Source organism: Pseudomonas synxantha BG33R (assembly GCF_000263715.2).
GTDB lineage: Bacteria > Pseudomonadota > Gammaproteobacteria > Pseudomonadales > Pseudomonadaceae > Aquipseudomonas > Aquipseudomonas synxantha_A.
The window spans coordinates 1981234-1996781 of the sequence record NZ_CM001514.1 but is presented as its reverse complement, the minus strand read 5'-3'; the positions used below and the strand labels follow the sequence as shown (position 1 = coordinate 1996781).

Genomic DNA, 15548 nt, shown 5'->3' with positions numbered 1-15548 from the left:
GTCATTCACCGAACGGAGAGTAGTTGCCTTGGATTGGCCCACCCTGCTGAACCGCGAACGCCTGGGAAAACCTCTGCACAGCCCTGAAGAACTGGGCCGCAGCCCCTTTCACAAAGACCACGACCGCATTATTTTCTCCGGCGCGTTCCGGCGCCTGGGCCGCAAGACCCAGGTGCATCCGGTATCGAGCAACGACCATATCCACACGCGCCTGACCCATTCGCTGGAAGTCAGTTGCGTCGGCCGCTCCCTGGGTATGCGCGTGGGTGAAACGTTGCGCGGCGCCCTGCCCGACTGGTGCGACCCGAGCGACCTGGGCATGGTGGTGCAATCGGCTTGCCTTGCCCACGACATCGGTAACCCGCCGTTCGGGCACTCTGGCGAGGATGCCATTCGCCACTGGTTCCAACAGGCCGCCGGGCGCGGCTGGTTGGACGACATGAGCAGCGCCGAACGCAATGACTTTCTCAACTTCGAAGGCAATGCCCAGGGCTTTCGTGTACTGACCCAACTTGAATACCATCAGTTCGACGGCGGCACGCGGCTGACCTACGCCACCTTGGGGACATACCTCAAGTACCCCTGGACCGCCCGCCACGCCGACTCGCTGGGCTACAAGAAGCACAAATTCGGCTGTTACCAGAGCGAGCTGCCGATTCTGGAGCAGATCGCCCATAAGCTCGGCCTGCCCCAGCTTGAAGAGCAACGCTGGGCCCGTCACCCGCTCGTATACCTGATGGAAGCGGCCGACGACATCTGCTATGCGCTGATCGACCTGGAAGACGGCTTGGAAATGGAGCTGCTGCAGTACGCCGAAGTCGAGTCGCTGTTGCTTGATCTGGTGGGCGATGACTTGCCGCAGACGTACCGCCAATTGGGCCCGCTTGACTCTCGGCGCCGCAAGCTGGCGATCTTGCGCGGCAAAGCGATTGAGCACCTGACCAATGCGGCGGCGCAGGCCTTTGTCGAACAGCAGGACGCCCTGCTCGCTGGCACGCTGCCGGGTGATCTGGTCGAGCATATGCACGGGCCGGCGAAGCGCTGTGTGCTGGATGCCAAGGACATGGCGCGCAAGAAGATCTTCCAGGATAAGCGCAAGACACTGCACGAAATCGGCGCCTACACCACCCTGGAAATCCTGCTGAACGCCTTCTGCGGCGCGGCCCTTGAACAACATGGCGGGCGCACGCCGTCATTCAAGAATCGGCGCATTCTGGACTTGCTGGGCAATAGCGCGCCGGATCCGGCCTGGCCGCTGCACGCCTCGTTCCTGCGGATGATCGACTTCATCGCCGGTATGACCGACAGCTACGCCACTGAAATGGCACGGGAGATGACCGGGCGTTCCAGCCCTCAATAACGATCCGATCAAGCCGCCCGTTCCCTGAAACGAATCGCCCTACGATGGGAACAGAGCGGCCTGATCGAATTCGTACAGGCGCCCGAAGAATAATCACGCACGCTCCTAACGGGCCAGCCGCGCAATTCCTACCGCCCCCATCGACGCTTGCATCACTGTGTGCACTTTTATGCCCAGACACTCTCTTCGTATTCTTTTGGTGGAGGATCACCCTTTTCAACTTCTGGCCACCCAGTGCTTGCTCAAAAGCTTCGGCTTCGAGCAACTGACACCCGTGGAAAATGCCGAGCAGGCCATACACACGATGAGTCGGTCCGAACACCCCTTCGACCTGATGCTGTGTGACCAATGCCTGCCTGACCTGCCAGGGCTTGAACTGATCGAAATCGCCAACCGCCAGCGCTTCATCACTGGCGCCATTCTGTTAAGCGGCTTACCCATGCAGGAATTGATCAACCTGAGCAGGCAAGCCTTGCAACGACGTCTTCCACTGCTTGGCTATTTATCCAAGCCCTTGAACAAAGATGAGTTGGAAAGGCTAATAGGTTAACTTTTAACTCTCTCATGTAGGAACTTAAACACCATTTTCAACGAAAAACACTATAAGGCCCGTCGTAAAATCCAAGGCCCCGTTTGTTGGCGTAACCACCTTCAAATTATTGATATACCCTGTAACGCCACCCTGACAACTTATAGGCTTTTGCCTTATTAAATGTAGGAACTTTCCTGTTTTGCATTTACTCCCTGTGCGCTTCATGCTGCACCCTCATCTTCTGAGCTAATGTGCCCGCTTTATTTGCACCAGCATGGAATGTAATTATGAACTCAGTTTTTATTATCGATGACCACCCGGTAATCCGGCTTGCCATTCGAATGTTACTGGAGCATGAGGGTTACAAGGTCGTCGGCGAAACAGACAATGGGTGCGATGCGATACAGATGGTCCGCGAATGCCTTCCAGACCTGGTGATTCTCGACATCAGCATCCCGAAACTCGACGGCCTTGAGGTGCTCTGCCGATTCAACGCCATGAACACCTCGATGAAAACCCTCGTGCTCACGGCGCAATGCCCTACGCTGTTCGCCACGCGATGCATGCGCTCGGGTGCCGAGGGCTATGTGTGCAAGGAAGGGGACTTGAGCGAGTTGCTGAGCGCCATCCGTGCGGTCCTGTCCGGTTACAACTACTTCCCCAGCCAGGCGTTGAACGGCCCCGGAACGGAAGGCCTGGATGTACAAGAACTGGAACTGTTCAAGACAGTCAATGACCGGGAGCTGATGGTCTTGCAACTTTTTGCACAAGGCCGCACTAACAAGGAAATAGCCAAAGGCATGTTTTTGAGCAACAAGACTGTCAGTACTTATAAAAAGAGGTTAATGCAAAAACTCAAAGCCAAATCCTTGGTAGAACTCATCGAGATGGCAAAACGAAACGCGCTAGTGTGAGAAAGCGGATGCCCAGGCGTATAAAGGACTATCTGATTATATTGAGTGCCGGTCTGTACTTCAGCACTGCCGTGCTCGCAGAGCACCAAACAAACCCGGAACGCTTCACCTTATTGAGTCGTGCGGGAGCCGTTCAACTCGGCACTCATTTTGATAAGGCTCAGCACCAGTGGCTACAAAACAAACGCGAACTGGTGCTGGGCACCTCCGCGCCCGATTACCCGCCATTCGACCTGACGTCCAGCGGCTATGATTATGAAGGGCTGACCGCCGATTACGCGGGGTTGTTGGCCAAAGCACTCTCCTTGCCGGTCAACGTAATGCGCTACCCGTCCCGGGATGCAGCCATTCGAGCCTTGGAAACCGGGGAAATCGACTTGTTGGGCTCATCCAACGGTTTTGAGGCTGCGACACCGAACCTTATCCTCTCTGAACCCTACGCCGTGGACCAACCGGTACTGGTCACCCGCGAGGGAGAAACCCGTAGCCTCAACGAGGGCCTGGACGGGCTGCGCTTGAGCCTTGTCTACCATTACCTGCCGCTCAATGAGGTAGAAAAGCTGTACCCCAAGGCCATCATCCGCGCCTATCCGTCTTATCAGAACGCCTTGAATGCGGTGGCCTTCGACCAGGCGGATGTGTTTCTGGGTGACACCATTTCCACCCACTACATGATCAACAAGGGTTATCTCAAAAACATCCGCATGGCCAATTTCGGCAAGCATGAGGCTTATGGTTTCAGCTTCGCCATGCGTGAAGATAACCGCGTGCTGCTGAGCATTGTCGACGCGGTCCTGGCTGCGGTCCCCATCACCGAACGAGACAGCATCGCCAAACGCTGGAGCGCCGGCAGCGATATCCTGCTCACCGACAAGAAATTGCAACTGACCCAACGCGAAGAGCGCTGGCTTAAAGAGCATCCGGTGGTCAAGGTGATCGTCAATGAAACCTTCGCGCCTCTCACGTTCTTCGATGCGGACGGCAACTTTCGCGGCATTACCGCCGATCTCCTGGAGCTGATTCGCCTGCGCACCGGCCTACGCTTTTCGATCGTACGCGGGCGTGATGTCAACGCGATGATCGATCAGGTCACCAGCCAGAAGGTCGATATGATCGGGGCCATTGTGCCGAGCAACACAAGGGACTCGCAGCTCAATTTCAGCCGACCCTACCTGGAAAACTCCTACGTATTGTTGACACGCAAGGAGCCAGGGCCACCCGCGAACATCGCACAAATGGCAGGAAAGCGCCTGGCGATAACCCAGGGCAACCCCTTGATCGAGACCTTGACCAACGATTTTCCCCAGGTTCACCTGGTCGAAACCAGTGATACTTTCAGGGCATCGGAGTTACTCGCACAAGGCCAAGTGGATGGCGCGGTGAGCACACTGGTGATCGCCAACTACCTGCTGTCTGCCAAGGCTTTTCAGGACAAGCTGCAGATCAGCGCCAGCATTGGCACTACGCCGGCAACTTATACCCTGGCGACATCGCGCCACGCCACGGAGCTGAGCTCAATCCTCGACAAGGCGCTGCTCAGCATCGCCCCGGATGAAATGGGCGTGATCAACAGTCGTTGGCGGGGTTACACCGCCGCGTCCGACAGCTACTGGCGCAACTACCATCAATTGATATCTCGAATCATCATCGGCACCGGGCTGTTGCTACTGATTTCCCTGACCTGGAACGCCTACATGCGGCGCCAGATAAAACACCGCAAAATGGCCGAACGGGCCCTGAACGACCAATTCGAATTCATGCGTGCGCTGGTCAATGAAACCCCCCATCCGATCTACGTGCGTGACCGCAACGGCCTGCTGCAAACCTGCAACGACAGCTACCTGCAGGTATTCGACGTCAAACGCGAAGACGTGATCGGCAAAAGCGTCACCCAGATGAGCATGGCCCTGGAGTCGGAGGCGGCGCAATACCATGCCGACTATCTGCGCGTAGTGGCCGAGGGCATTCCGCTGATCCTGGATCGCACATTGCATATCCACGAGCGCAAACTGACGATCTATCACTGGATCCTGCCGTACCGCGACTCCACAGGCGAAGTCCAGGGCATCATCGGCGGCTGGATCGACATCAGCGACCGACGCGAGTTGTTTGATGAGCTACGCGCCGCCAAAGAGCGGGCCGATGAGGCCAATCGCGCCAAGAGCACGTTCCTTGCCACCATGAGCCACGAGATCCGTACGCCCATGAACGCCGTGATCGGAATGCTCGAACTGACGCTCAAGCGCGCCGATCAAGGGCATCTCGACCGCCCGGCCATCGAAGTGGCGTACAACTCGGCCAAGGATCTGCTGGAGTTGATCGGTGACATCCTGGACATCGCACGTATCGAGTCCGGCCGTCTCAGCCTGGCGCCGGAGCGCGTCAACCTGCGCGAGGTGATTGAGTCGGTGGTGCGTGTCTTCGACGGTCTCGCACGCCAGAAAACCCTCAGCCTGCTGCTGGAATTCAAGCCCGACCTGAACGATATCGAAGTGCTGATAGATCCTCTGCGCTTCAAGCAAGTACTGTCGAACCTGGTGAGCAACGCGATCAAGTTCACCGAGCAAGGTCAGGTGAAGATCAAGGTGGAAGTACAGCCGACCCAGGCACCGGAGCAGATCGAGCTGAAGCTGGTGGTGGAAGACACCGGCATCGGCATCAGCAGGGAGGATCAACTGCGTCTGTTCGAACCCTTTGCCCAAGCGGACAATTCCGGTCAACTGGCCAGGAGCGGCGCGGGGCTGGGGCTGGTGATCTGCCGCAGCCTGTGCGCCATGATGGGCGGCCAGTTGAGCCTGAGCAGCGTGCCCATGGTAGGTACCCAGGTGCACGTCAACCTGAGCGTACCCCGCCTGCAAACGATCACGGTGGTGGGTGAGCAACAGCCTGAAGCGCCGGCCGCCACTCGGGTGCTGAATGTACTGGTGGTAGACGACCACCCGGCGAACCGCCTGCTGATGTGCCAGCAACTGGGCTACCTGGGTCATCAATTCACTGCCGCCGAGCACGGTGCTGCAGGGTTCCAGGCCTGGCGCAAGGAGCATTTCGACCTGGTGATCGCCGATTGCAACATGCCCATCATGAATGGCTATGAGCTGAGCCGTTCAATCCGTGAGTATGAGCAACGCGAACAATTGGTACCTTGCGTGGTGCTGGGCTTTACCGCCAATGCCCAGCCAGAGGAAAGACAACGTTGCGTGCAGGCCGGCATGGATGACTGCCTGTTCAAGCCCATCAGCCTGACCGTACTGGAACGACAACTGGCGCAAATCGCCCCCAAACCTGCGAACCAGCGCCTGAACCTCGAGTGCCTGCAAGCGTTGACCGGCGGCGACCCGCAATTGAGTCGACGCCTGCTGGAGGAGCTGCTGAGCAGCAGCCGTGACGACCGTCAGGCGCTTGTCACGCTGTTGAACCGGCAGGCCCAACCCCCTGAGATCATTGAGCAAGCCCACAAAATCAAGGGCGCAGCCCGTATCGTTCAGGCCCATTCATTGGCTGGGCAATGCGAAGCGCTGGAGCAAACCTGCGCTCGCAATGAAGAGTGGGCAACCATTGAAACCGGCATCAAGGCGCTGGAGCATCTCATGCTGGAACTGGAGAGGATGCTGCAGGTTCAACTGGCCGAGCTGCAAGGCCAATAAACGCCCGGGCCCGCAACGGCAGGAGCGAGTCACTCGCTCCTGCACTCCTCTGCCTTGGCTTGCAGGTTCAGCAGTCGGTCAGCCGCAGGAAAATCGCCGCCAGCCGTTCAATCCCTGCCTGGTCCTGAGGTGTAAAACGGGCCAGTGAGGGACTGTCGAGGTCAAGCACGCCAATCAGCTGACCGTCTTTGACCAATGGCACCACCAACTCACTGTTCGAGGCACTGTCACAAGCGATATGGCCTGGGAACGCATGCACATCCTCCACCCGCTGGGTTTGTCGTGAAGCCGCAGCAGCGCCACATACGCCACGGCCGAAAGGGATACGTACGCAGGCTATCTGACCCTGGAACGGCCCAAGCACCAGTTCTTCATTGCGATTAAGGTACAAGCCTGCCCAGTTCAGGTCATCGAGCTGGTTGAACAGAAACGCAGAAAACTGTGCACTGTTGGCAATAAAGTCACGCTCATCCGCCAGCAATGACTCCAGTTGTGCACACAGCATGGCGTAGCCATCGAGACCGCTGCCGGCTTGTTGTAAATCGATCATGGTTGACGTTCCAGCAATTTAAGACCTACCCAGTAACGGGCAAACTGATAGGCACAACGACCATTGCGGTTGCCGCGCCCTGTGGCCCAGCACACCGCGAGTACATCAAGCTGCTCATCGCGCTGCCACTGCAAGCCGGCCTTGCCGGCCAACTCGCCGATCCAGTGTTCCACCACATCCAGGAAATGCTCCTGGGAAAACGGATAGAACGACAGCCACAAGCCAAAACGGTCCGACAAGGCAATCTTGTCCTCTACCGCCTCGCTCGGGTGCAACTCGCCATCCACACGTTTCCAGTTGTCGTTGTCGCTCTGGTTCTCCGGCACCAGATGACGGCGGTTGGACGTGGCATACAACAGCACGTTTTCCGGCGCCTGCTCCAGGGAACCGTCCAGCACGCTTTTGAGCACGCGATAATCGCCTTCGCCGGCTTCGAACGAAAGGTCATCGCAAAACAAAATGAAGCGCTGCGGCAGTTTTATCAACTGTTCGACCACGCGCGGCAGGTCGGCCAGGTGGTCGCGTTCGATTTCGATCAAGCGCAGACCCGCCGTGGCGTGCTGAGCCAGCAAGGCACGCACCATGGAAGACTTGCCGGTGCCGCGAGAACCCCACAGCAGCGCGTGGTTGGCGGGCAGGCCATCGAGGAACTGCTGGGTATTACGCGCCAGTTGTTCACATTGCTTGTCGACGCCAATCAGGTCCGACAAGCGCATATCCAGGCTCACTTCCAGCGGCAACAGGAAGCCACTGCGACCTTCGCGCTGCCAACGAGCGGCCAGGCATTGGCGCCAGTCGATGGCTTGGCGCGGGGCCGGCAATAAGGGTTCCAGGCGAGCAAGTACGGCGTCGGCCCGCTCAAGGAAGGCATTCAATCGAGAATCCATGATTATTCCTCTGGCAAGTTCTTGTAAAAGATGGCGTATTGACAACCCTGCGGCAGACCGCATGAGGCTGCGTCAAAAAACGATTCGTGCCCGGCAAGCTGAAGCTTGGGGATGTTCAGCTATGCTTGCCGGGCGAAAGGAAACGTGAAGTGGTTCAACACTCGATGGATATCAAGTTCGCCCACCGCTTGTCTTATAAACAAGCCAGATTGACTGTGCTGGTCGGTTTCGTGTTGGGAACCTTGCTCAGCCTGATCCAAATCGGCATTGATTATGCCAGTGAAGACGCATCCATCAACCGTGAAATACGCTCACTGATTGAAATCAGCCATAACCCCGCGTCGCGTATCGCCTACAACATCGATGCCGAACTCGCCCAGGAGCTGACCCTGGGCCTGCTGCACTCCCCTGCAATTACCCGTGCGCAGCTGATCGACAACAATGGCGCGGTGCTGGCCGACGTCAACCGCCCGCGCAAGGAAAGCAACTATCGCCCGGTCAGCGATTTTCTGTTTGGCGCCAATCGTCAGTTCGAGGACCGACTGTTTCTCAACCATATGCCCAACGAATCCCTCGGTGTATTGCGCCTCGACGTCGATACCTATGCCTTTGGCAGCCGTTTCCTGCATCGCGCCGAGATCACCTTGCTCAACGGATTTACCCGCAGCCTGCTGCTGACCGGGATCTTGCTGGGCTTATTCTACGTAATGCTCACTCAACCACTGGTACGTATTATCCGAGAGTTGAGTACCCGCAAACAGGCACGCCTGGATTGCCCGCCGGGGCATGAGCACGACGAAATCGGCGTATTGGTCGACGTCGCCAACCAGCAATTTGAAAACATGGAAACCGAGATCCATCAGCGGCGTCACGCCGAGGACCGCCTCACCGAATACCTGGGCCAATTGGAAAATATCGTTTCGGCGCGCACCCTTGAACTCAAGGCCAGCAACCAACGCTTGAGCCAATCCAATGATGAACTGGAAGCAGCCAGGATGACCGCGCTGGGTATGGCACAGGCACGGGCCGCGTTCCTCGCCAATATGAGCCATGAAATCCGTACGCCGCTCAATGGCCTGCTGGGGATGATTGCACTGTCGCTCGACAGCTCACTGAATGCCGAGCAGCGCCAGCAACTGTCGATCGCCCATGACTCGGGCAAAGTGCTGGTCGAATTGCTCAACGATATTCTCGATCTGTCCAAGTTCGATGCCGGCCAACTGGAACTGGAACATATCCCCTTCGACTTGGGCTCACTGGTGGAAGACACTGCCAACCTGCTGTCGCAGAATGCGGCGCCGAGTGTCGAGCTGACGTGCCTGATTGATCCACAGTTTCCCGCCCAGGTCATCGGCGACCCGACCCGGGTGCGGCAAATCGTCAGTAATCTGCTTTCCAATGCCTTGAAGTTCACCCGCTTCGGCCGGGTCGATGTGCGCCTGCGTGCCCTGGAAGGCAGGGTCAATATTGAAGTCTGTGATACCGGCATCGGTATCGCCCAGGAAGCCCAGGTAAAAATCTTCCAACCCTTCACCCAGGCCGGAGCGGGCATCACCCGTCAATTTGGCGGTACGGGTTTGGGGCTGGCCTTGACGCACAATCTGTGTGAAGCCATGCAAGGCCGCTTGAGTATCAGCTCGGAGGTGGGCTTTGGCAGCCAGTTCTGCGCCGACCTCCCGCTACCCACTCATCTGCCTGCCACGCGCTATACACCACTCACAGGTGATGTAATCGCCATCACCCATGCCGGTGGCGGGTTGACAGAGCTGCTCACCACCCTGCTGCCCTCTTGGGGGCTGACACCAAGGTGCTATTCCCAAGACGATGATTTGAGCGCACTGGCCCCTGACCTGTTGATTACCGACTGCCCTGAATGCTTGTTCCGCTTGCGCCCGGCAATCAGCGCGCCGATTCTGCTGGTCACCGCCTATGGCAACTTCATGCCCAGTGAAGAAGTCGCGGCGCTGGCACCGCTGCAGCAACAAGCACGTCCATTGAGCCGTAACGCGCTGTACCAGATCCTGCAACGCAACCTGCGCAGCAACACGCAACCGATCCTCGACCCGATCCAGATGGAAGCCGCGCCGCTGGCTCACCGCGCGCGCATCCTGTTGGTGGAGGACAACGCGGTCAATCAACTGGTGGCCAAGGGGATGCTCAGCAAGCTGGGGTGTGAGGTGATTGTGGCTGCCCATGGTGGGGAAGCGCTCAAGCTGCTTGAGGACCAGCGCTTCGATATGGTGCTGATGGACTGCAACATGCCGGTGATGGATGGCTACGAGGCCAGCCGGCAAATTCGCCGCAGCGGGCGCTGGCCAGACCTGCCCATTGTCGCCTTGACCGCAAATGCCCTGTCCGAAGAACGCGAGCGTTGCCGGGCGGCGGGCATGAACGATTACCTGGCCAAGCCGTTTCGCCGCGAAGAACTCCATGCGTTGCTGGAGTTGTGGGTACCGACGACGACAAGCCTCTGAGGCTGCGCCCACACTATCGTGGTCATTTGAGCAAGGCTTCGATCTCCTGGCTCAGGTCCTGGGGCTTGGTCGTTGGCGCAAAACGCTTGACCTGCTTGCCGTCGGGGCCGATGAGGAACTTGGTGAAGTTCCACTTGATATTCTTGGAGCCCAGCAGCCCCGGGGCCTGCTTTTTTAACTGTACGAACAACGGGTGGGCATCGCTGCCATTGACGTCGACCTTCTTGAACAGCGGAAAACTGACGCCGAAGTTCAGCTCGCAGAACTCGGCTATCGCGCCTTCGTTACCCGGTTCCTGCTTGCCGAACTGGTTGCAGGGAAACCCCAGCACCACCAGCCCCTGGTCCTTGTAGCGCTGCCAAAGTTGCTCCAGGCCCTTGTACTGGGGGGTGAAGCCACATTTGCTGGCGGTGTTGACCACCAAAATGGCCTTGCCGGCGAAATCGGCCAGGGTCTTTTGCTCACCCTTGATGGTGGTGCAAGGGATGCTCAGCAGGGAGTCGCTCATGGCAATGCCTCAATTCAGGGGAAGAAGTGATACGCGTACGCTTGACCGACCGGCATTCGGGCCTGTTTATCGCTTCAAGCCGAGCGCGGCACCAGGTCCAGGCACACCGAGTTGATGCAGTAGCGCAGGCCCGTCGGCGGCGGGCCGTCCGGGAACACATGCCCCAGGTGTGCGTCGCACTTGGCGCAGGTGACTTCGGTACGAATCATGCCGTGGCTGACGTCACGAATTTCGATCATCGCGCTGTCGGCAATCGGCGCGTAGAAGCTCGGCCAGCCGCAGCCGGAATCAAACTTGGTGGTCGAATCGAACAGCGGCTCATTACAGCAGATGCAGTGATACACGCCGTCGGTCCTGGTGCCGTTGTACTTGCCGCTGAAAGGCCGCTCGGTGCCCTTGAGGCGGCACACGTTGTACTGCTCAGGGTCGAGCATGGCCTTCCACTCATCAACGGTTTTCTGCAACTTTTCCATCGGTACACCTCGGCAACTGAAAAACCCTGATCTGTGTCTTTTCCATGGATCAGGCGGCACGTATGATTGCGCCTCTTCAAAACGCCAGTCTGGCACCCGCGCCATCGGCATTCAAACGTATTTATGGGGGCGAACCGCGCAGGATTCACCCTACGGTAGTGCCTACGCCGTCTGAATCGTTCATTTTCAGGATCACATCGCCATGCAGGTCAGCAAATCGAACAAGCTCGCCAACGTCTGCTACGACATTCGCGGCCCAGTGCTCAAGCACGCCAAGCGCCTGGAAGAGGAAGGCCATCGCATCCTCAAGTTGAACATTGGCAACCCGGCGCCGTTTGGTTTCGAAGCGCCGGACGAAATCCTCCAGGACGTGATCCGCAACCTGCCGACCGCCCAAGGCTACAGCGACTCCAAGGGCCTGTTCAGTGCACGCAAGGCGGTAATGCAGTACTACCAGCAGAAGCAGGTCGAAGGTGTCGGCATCGAGGACATCTACCTGGGCAACGGCGTGTCCGAGCTGATCGTGATGTCGATGCAGGCGCTGCTCAACAATGGCGATGAAGTGCTGGTGCCGGCACCGGACTATCCGCTCTGGACCGCTGCCGTGACCCTGGCTGGCGGCCATCCGGTGCATTACCTGTGTGATGAAGGTGCCGACTGGTTTCCGGACCTGGCCGACATCAAGGCCAAGATCACCCCCAACACCAAGGCCCTGGTGATCATCAATCCGAACAACCCTACCGGCGCCGTGTACTCCAAGGAAGTGCTGCTGGGCATGCTTGAACTGGCACGCCAGCACAACCTGGTAGTGTTCTCCGACGAGATCTACGACAAGATCCTCTACGATGACGCCGTTCACATATGCACCGCCTCCCTGGCTCCGGACCTGCTGTGCCTGACCTTCAACGGCCTGTCCAAGTCGTATCGCGTGGCGGGCTTCCGCTCCGGATGGATCGCCATTTCCGGCCCCAAGCATAATGCCCAGAGCTACATCGAAGGCATCGACATGCTGGCCAACATGCGCCTGTGTGCCAACGTGCCGAGCCAGCACGCCATCCAGACCGCCCTCGGCGGCTACCAGAGCATCAATGACCTGATCTTGCCCCAGGGTCGCCTGCTGGAGCAGCGCAACCGCACCTGGGAGTTGCTCAACGCGATCCCCGGTGTGAGCTGTGTGAAGCCTATGGGCGCGTTGTATGCGTTCCCGCGGATCGACCCGAAAGTCTGCCCGATTCTCAACGACGAGAAGTTCGTGCTCGACCTGCTACTGTCGGAAAAGCTGCTGGTGGTCCAGGGCACTGCGTTCAACTGGCCATGGCCGGATCACTTCCGCGTGGTGACTTTGCCACGTGTGGATGACCTGGAAATGGCCATCGGTCGCATCGGCAACTTCCTGAAGTCCTATCGCCAGTAAGGACATTGACGCTGTACGACTCACATTGGGTCGTACAGCGATTATCTGGCAACACTTCTTTCTCGCTTACGTGCGGTGGTAGTTCACTCAGCCCCTGCCCGAGGCGTGCCCCCTATAATCACGGGGCGGCAAGGCAAACTCACGCCGGTCATGGCCGACAATACAGGTCGGAAAATCCCTTCAGGGCCTTACGTTCACGCTGTAGGACACAGTTTGAAATAGTCGCTCGGTTGAATCACCCCATGCGGCACCTTATATACCCCGCAGTACGCGACATATTAAGCATGAGGAGAACCCTACAACCATGATGCGCATCCTGCTGTTCTTGGCCACTAACCTGGCGGTCGTGCTGATTGCCAGCATCACCCTGAGCCTGTTCGGCTTCAACGGGTTCATGGCGGCCAACGGGGTTGACCTGAACCTCAATCAGCTGTTGGTTTTCTGTGCGGTCTTTGGTTTTGCCGGCTCGCTGTTTTCGCTGTTCATCTCCAAGTGGATGGCGAAGATGAGTACCAGCACCCAGGTCATCACTCAACCTCGCACTCGCCATGAACAATGGCTGATGCAAACCGTGGAGCAGCTATCTCAAGAAGCAGGCATCAAAATGCCCGAAGTGGGGATTTTCCCTGCCTATGAGGCCAACGCCTTCGCCACCGGCTGGAACAAGAACGACGCGCTGGTGGCCGTAAGCCAGGGCCTGCTGGAGCGTTTTTCGCCCGATGAAGTCAAGGCGGTGCTGGCCCACGAGATCGGTCACGTGGCCAACGGCGACATGGTCACCCTCGCGCTGGTACAGGGCGTAGTGAACACCTTCGTGATGTTCTTTGCGCGGATCATCGGCAACTTTGTCGACAAGGTCATCTTCAAGAACGAAGAAGGTCGCGGCATTGCCTACTTCGTGGCGACCATCTTCGCCGAGTTGGTGCTGGGCTTCCTGGCCAGCGCGATCACCATGTGGTTCTCGCGCAAACGCGAGTTCCGCGCAGATGAAGCCGGCGCACGCCTGGCGGGCACCAGCGCAATGATCGGCGCGCTGCAACGCTTGCGCTCCGAACAGGGCCTGCCAGTGCATATGCCGGACAGCCTGACGGCCTTTGGCATCAACGGTGGCATCAAACAGGGCATGGCTCGCCTGTTCATGAGCCACCCGCCGCTGGAAGAGCGGATCGACGCACTGCGTCGTCGGGGCTGATAACCCAGGCAAGACAAAAAAGGGGCGATTGAATCGCCCCTTTTTCGTGGGCGTGATTTACCGCCTGGTCAGCCGATAAACACGCTCATCAAGCCGAGTAACGCCGTCCGCCTTGAATTTGCTGCTTTCACTCAAAATGTCCCGCTCTTGCAGCGTAACCACATTCCAGTGCGGGCCCAGCAGCGACTGCACTTCCTCATCCGGGACAGCGAAAGGCGGGCCAGCCCTTTGTACCTGGTCGTAGTCGACAGTGATCAACAACCCCTCACAGACGGGGGCCAGCAGGGTATCGAGATGCTCGGTGTATCGCGAGCGCATTGGCTGCGGCAAGGCGATCAGTGCCGCGCGGTCATACAGCGCCGTGCAATCAGCCAAGGCACTTGCGTCAAGGGCGAAGAAGTCACCGCACCACACCTCGACCAGGCCCGCCTGATACACCTTGAACACGCCTCTATGATCGATCTGCGGCGTAAGCCCCTGCTCGCTGAAGAACGCCTCAACGGCTTGATCAGACACCTCCACACCCATCACGCGATGCCCGCGATCCGCCAACCACTTCATGTCCAGGCTCTTGCCACACAAAGGCACGAAAACCCTGGCACCATCAGCCAGGGCCAACGCTGACCAATGCCGCTGCAAGTAAGGATTAACGTCGGACTGATGAAAACCGATCTGATTGGTTGCCCAGCGTTCCTGCCAAATTTTTGCGTCCATGCATCACCTTGAAAAAATCGATCAAAAGACACTAAATCTTATATTAGATCTCGATTAATGATCTGAATGAAGATAGCCCCATATTAATCTTCAGGGCCCCTCTTATGTTCCCCAGCCTGTTTATCTCCCATGGCTCTCCGATGCTGGCCCTGCAACCCGGTGCCAGCGGCCCGGCGCTGCAGGCCCTGGCAGCCGCGTTGCCACGGCCCAAGGCGATTGTGGTGGTATCGGCGCATTGGGAAAGCCACGAGTTACTGGTGAGTGGCAGCGCCGCGCCCGAAACCTGGCACGACTTCGGCGGCTTCCCTCGCGAACTGTTTGCGGTGCAATACCCTGCGCCGGGTGATCCACAGCTGGCAAATGAAATTGTCGAGTTATTGCAGGCTGACGGCCTGACTGCACGCGTCGACAACCAACAGCCCTTCGACCATGGCACCTGGGTGCCCCTGTCGCTGATGTACCCGGCGGCGGATATTCCGGTGGTGCAAGTCTCCCTGCCAAGCCGCATGGGCCCGGCTTTTCAAACCCGGGTTGGACACGCCCTCTGCAGCCTGCGCGATCAAGGTGTGCTACTGATCGGCTCCGGCAGCATCACCCATAATCTCAGTGAGCTGGACTGGCGGGCCGGGCCGGAAACCATCACGCCATGGGCGCTAGCCTTTCGCGACTGGGTGGTCGAAAAACTCGCTGCCGGTGACGAAACAGCCTTGCATGACTATCGCCTCCTGGCGCCCCATGCAGTGCGCAGCCACCCCAGCGACGAGCATTTGTTGCCGCTGTACTTTGCGCGGGGTGCCGGAGGTGATTTCAGCGTGGCGCATCAGGGCTTCACCCTCGGCGCCTTGGGCATGGACATCTACCGCTTTGGCTAACGCAGATGCACAGC

Annotated in this window: 13 protein-coding genes; 8 read left to right on the top strand and 5 right to left on the bottom strand. The window is 58.3% G+C overall.

The window, feature by feature from the left end; translation table 11 throughout:
* The first annotated feature begins 28 nt into the window (after window positions 1-28).
* From PSEBG33_RS18080 to PSEBG33_RS18095, 4 genes are all read left to right on the top strand, one after another.
* Window positions 29-1360 (top strand): deoxyguanosinetriphosphate triphosphohydrolase, encoded by a 1332-nt coding sequence (locus PSEBG33_RS18080; RefSeq protein ID WP_005786469.1) that lies wholly within the window; start codon window positions 29-31, stop codon window positions 1358-1360.
* 169 nt (window positions 1361-1529) lie between these two features.
* Window positions 1530-1910, top strand: coding sequence for a response regulator (locus tag PSEBG33_RS18085; protein ID WP_005786468.1), 381 nt, complete (start codon window positions 1530-1532; stop codon window positions 1908-1910).
* 269 nt (window positions 1911-2179) lie between these two features.
* Window positions 2180-2806, top strand: a complete 627-nt coding sequence (locus tag PSEBG33_RS18090; RefSeq protein WP_005786466.1) for a response regulator transcription factor — start codon at window positions 2180-2182, stop codon at window positions 2804-2806.
* Between the two features lie 8 nt (window positions 2807-2814).
* Window positions 2815-6450: a transporter substrate-binding domain-containing protein gene (locus tag PSEBG33_RS18095; RefSeq protein WP_005786464.1), complete on the top strand. Its 3636-nt coding sequence runs from the start codon at window positions 2815-2817 to the stop codon at window positions 6448-6450.
* Window positions 6451-6517: 67 nt separating this feature from the next.
* Here the strand turns inward: PSEBG33_RS18095 and PSEBG33_RS18100 are convergent, their stop codons facing one another.
* Together PSEBG33_RS18100 and PSEBG33_RS18105 are read right to left on the bottom strand one after the other, a co-directional pair.
* Window positions 6518-7000 (bottom strand): GAF domain-containing protein, encoded by a 483-nt coding sequence (locus tag PSEBG33_RS18100; protein ID WP_005786462.1) that lies wholly within the window; start codon window positions 6998-7000, stop codon window positions 6518-6520.
* Complete coding sequence (locus tag PSEBG33_RS18105) at window positions 6997-7887, bottom strand: ATP-binding protein (RefSeq protein WP_005786460.1); 891 nt, start codon at window positions 7885-7887, stop codon at window positions 6997-6999. Before PSEBG33_RS18105 ends, PSEBG33_RS18100 begins: the two co-directional genes overlap by 4 nt.
* 164 nt (window positions 7888-8051) lie before the next feature.
* Between PSEBG33_RS18105 and PSEBG33_RS18110 the strand changes: the two genes are divergently transcribed.
* On the top strand, window positions 8052-10361 hold the full coding sequence (locus PSEBG33_RS18110; protein WP_005786458.1) for a hybrid sensor histidine kinase/response regulator: 2310 nt from the start codon (window positions 8052-8054) through the stop codon (window positions 10359-10361).
* Window positions 10362-10383: 22 nt separating this feature from the next.
* On the opposite strand, the gene PSEBG33_RS18115 is transcribed toward PSEBG33_RS18110, so the two are convergent.
* On the bottom strand, window positions 10384-10869 hold the full coding sequence (locus PSEBG33_RS18115) for a glutathione peroxidase (protein WP_005786456.1): 486 nt from the start codon (window positions 10867-10869) through the stop codon (window positions 10384-10386).
* Window positions 10870-10943: 74 nt separating this feature from the next.
* Window positions 10944-11342, bottom strand: coding sequence for a peptide-methionine (R)-S-oxide reductase MsrB (gene msrB / locus PSEBG33_RS18120; RefSeq protein ID WP_005786454.1), 399 nt, complete (start codon window positions 11340-11342; stop codon window positions 10944-10946).
* 202 nt (window positions 11343-11544) lie between these two features.
* Between msrB and PSEBG33_RS18125 the strand changes: the two genes are divergently transcribed.
* Window positions 11545-12756 (top strand): pyridoxal phosphate-dependent aminotransferase, encoded by a 1212-nt coding sequence (locus PSEBG33_RS18125; protein ID WP_003189906.1) that lies wholly within the window; start codon window positions 11545-11547, stop codon window positions 12754-12756.
* A gap of 304 nt (window positions 12757-13060) precedes the next feature.
* The gene (gene htpX / locus PSEBG33_RS18130; protein ID WP_005786451.1) at window positions 13061-13948 is read left to right on the top strand and encodes a protease HtpX; all 888 of its coding nucleotides are present in this window, start codon (window positions 13061-13063) and stop codon (window positions 13946-13948) included.
* A 57-nt stretch (window positions 13949-14005) separates the two neighbouring features.
* On the opposite strand, the gene PSEBG33_RS18135 is transcribed toward htpX, so the two are convergent.
* Window positions 14006-14662 (bottom strand): thiopurine S-methyltransferase, encoded by a 657-nt coding sequence (locus PSEBG33_RS18135; protein WP_005786449.1) that lies wholly within the window; start codon window positions 14660-14662, stop codon window positions 14006-14008.
* Between the two features lie 104 nt (window positions 14663-14766).
* On the opposite strand from PSEBG33_RS18135, the gene PSEBG33_RS18140 reads away from it, so the two are divergent.
* The gene (locus tag PSEBG33_RS18140) at window positions 14767-15534 is read left to right on the top strand and encodes a DODA-type extradiol aromatic ring-opening family dioxygenase (RefSeq protein WP_005786447.1); all 768 of its coding nucleotides are present in this window, start codon (window positions 14767-14769) and stop codon (window positions 15532-15534) included.
* Window positions 15535-15548: the final 14 nt, after the last annotated feature.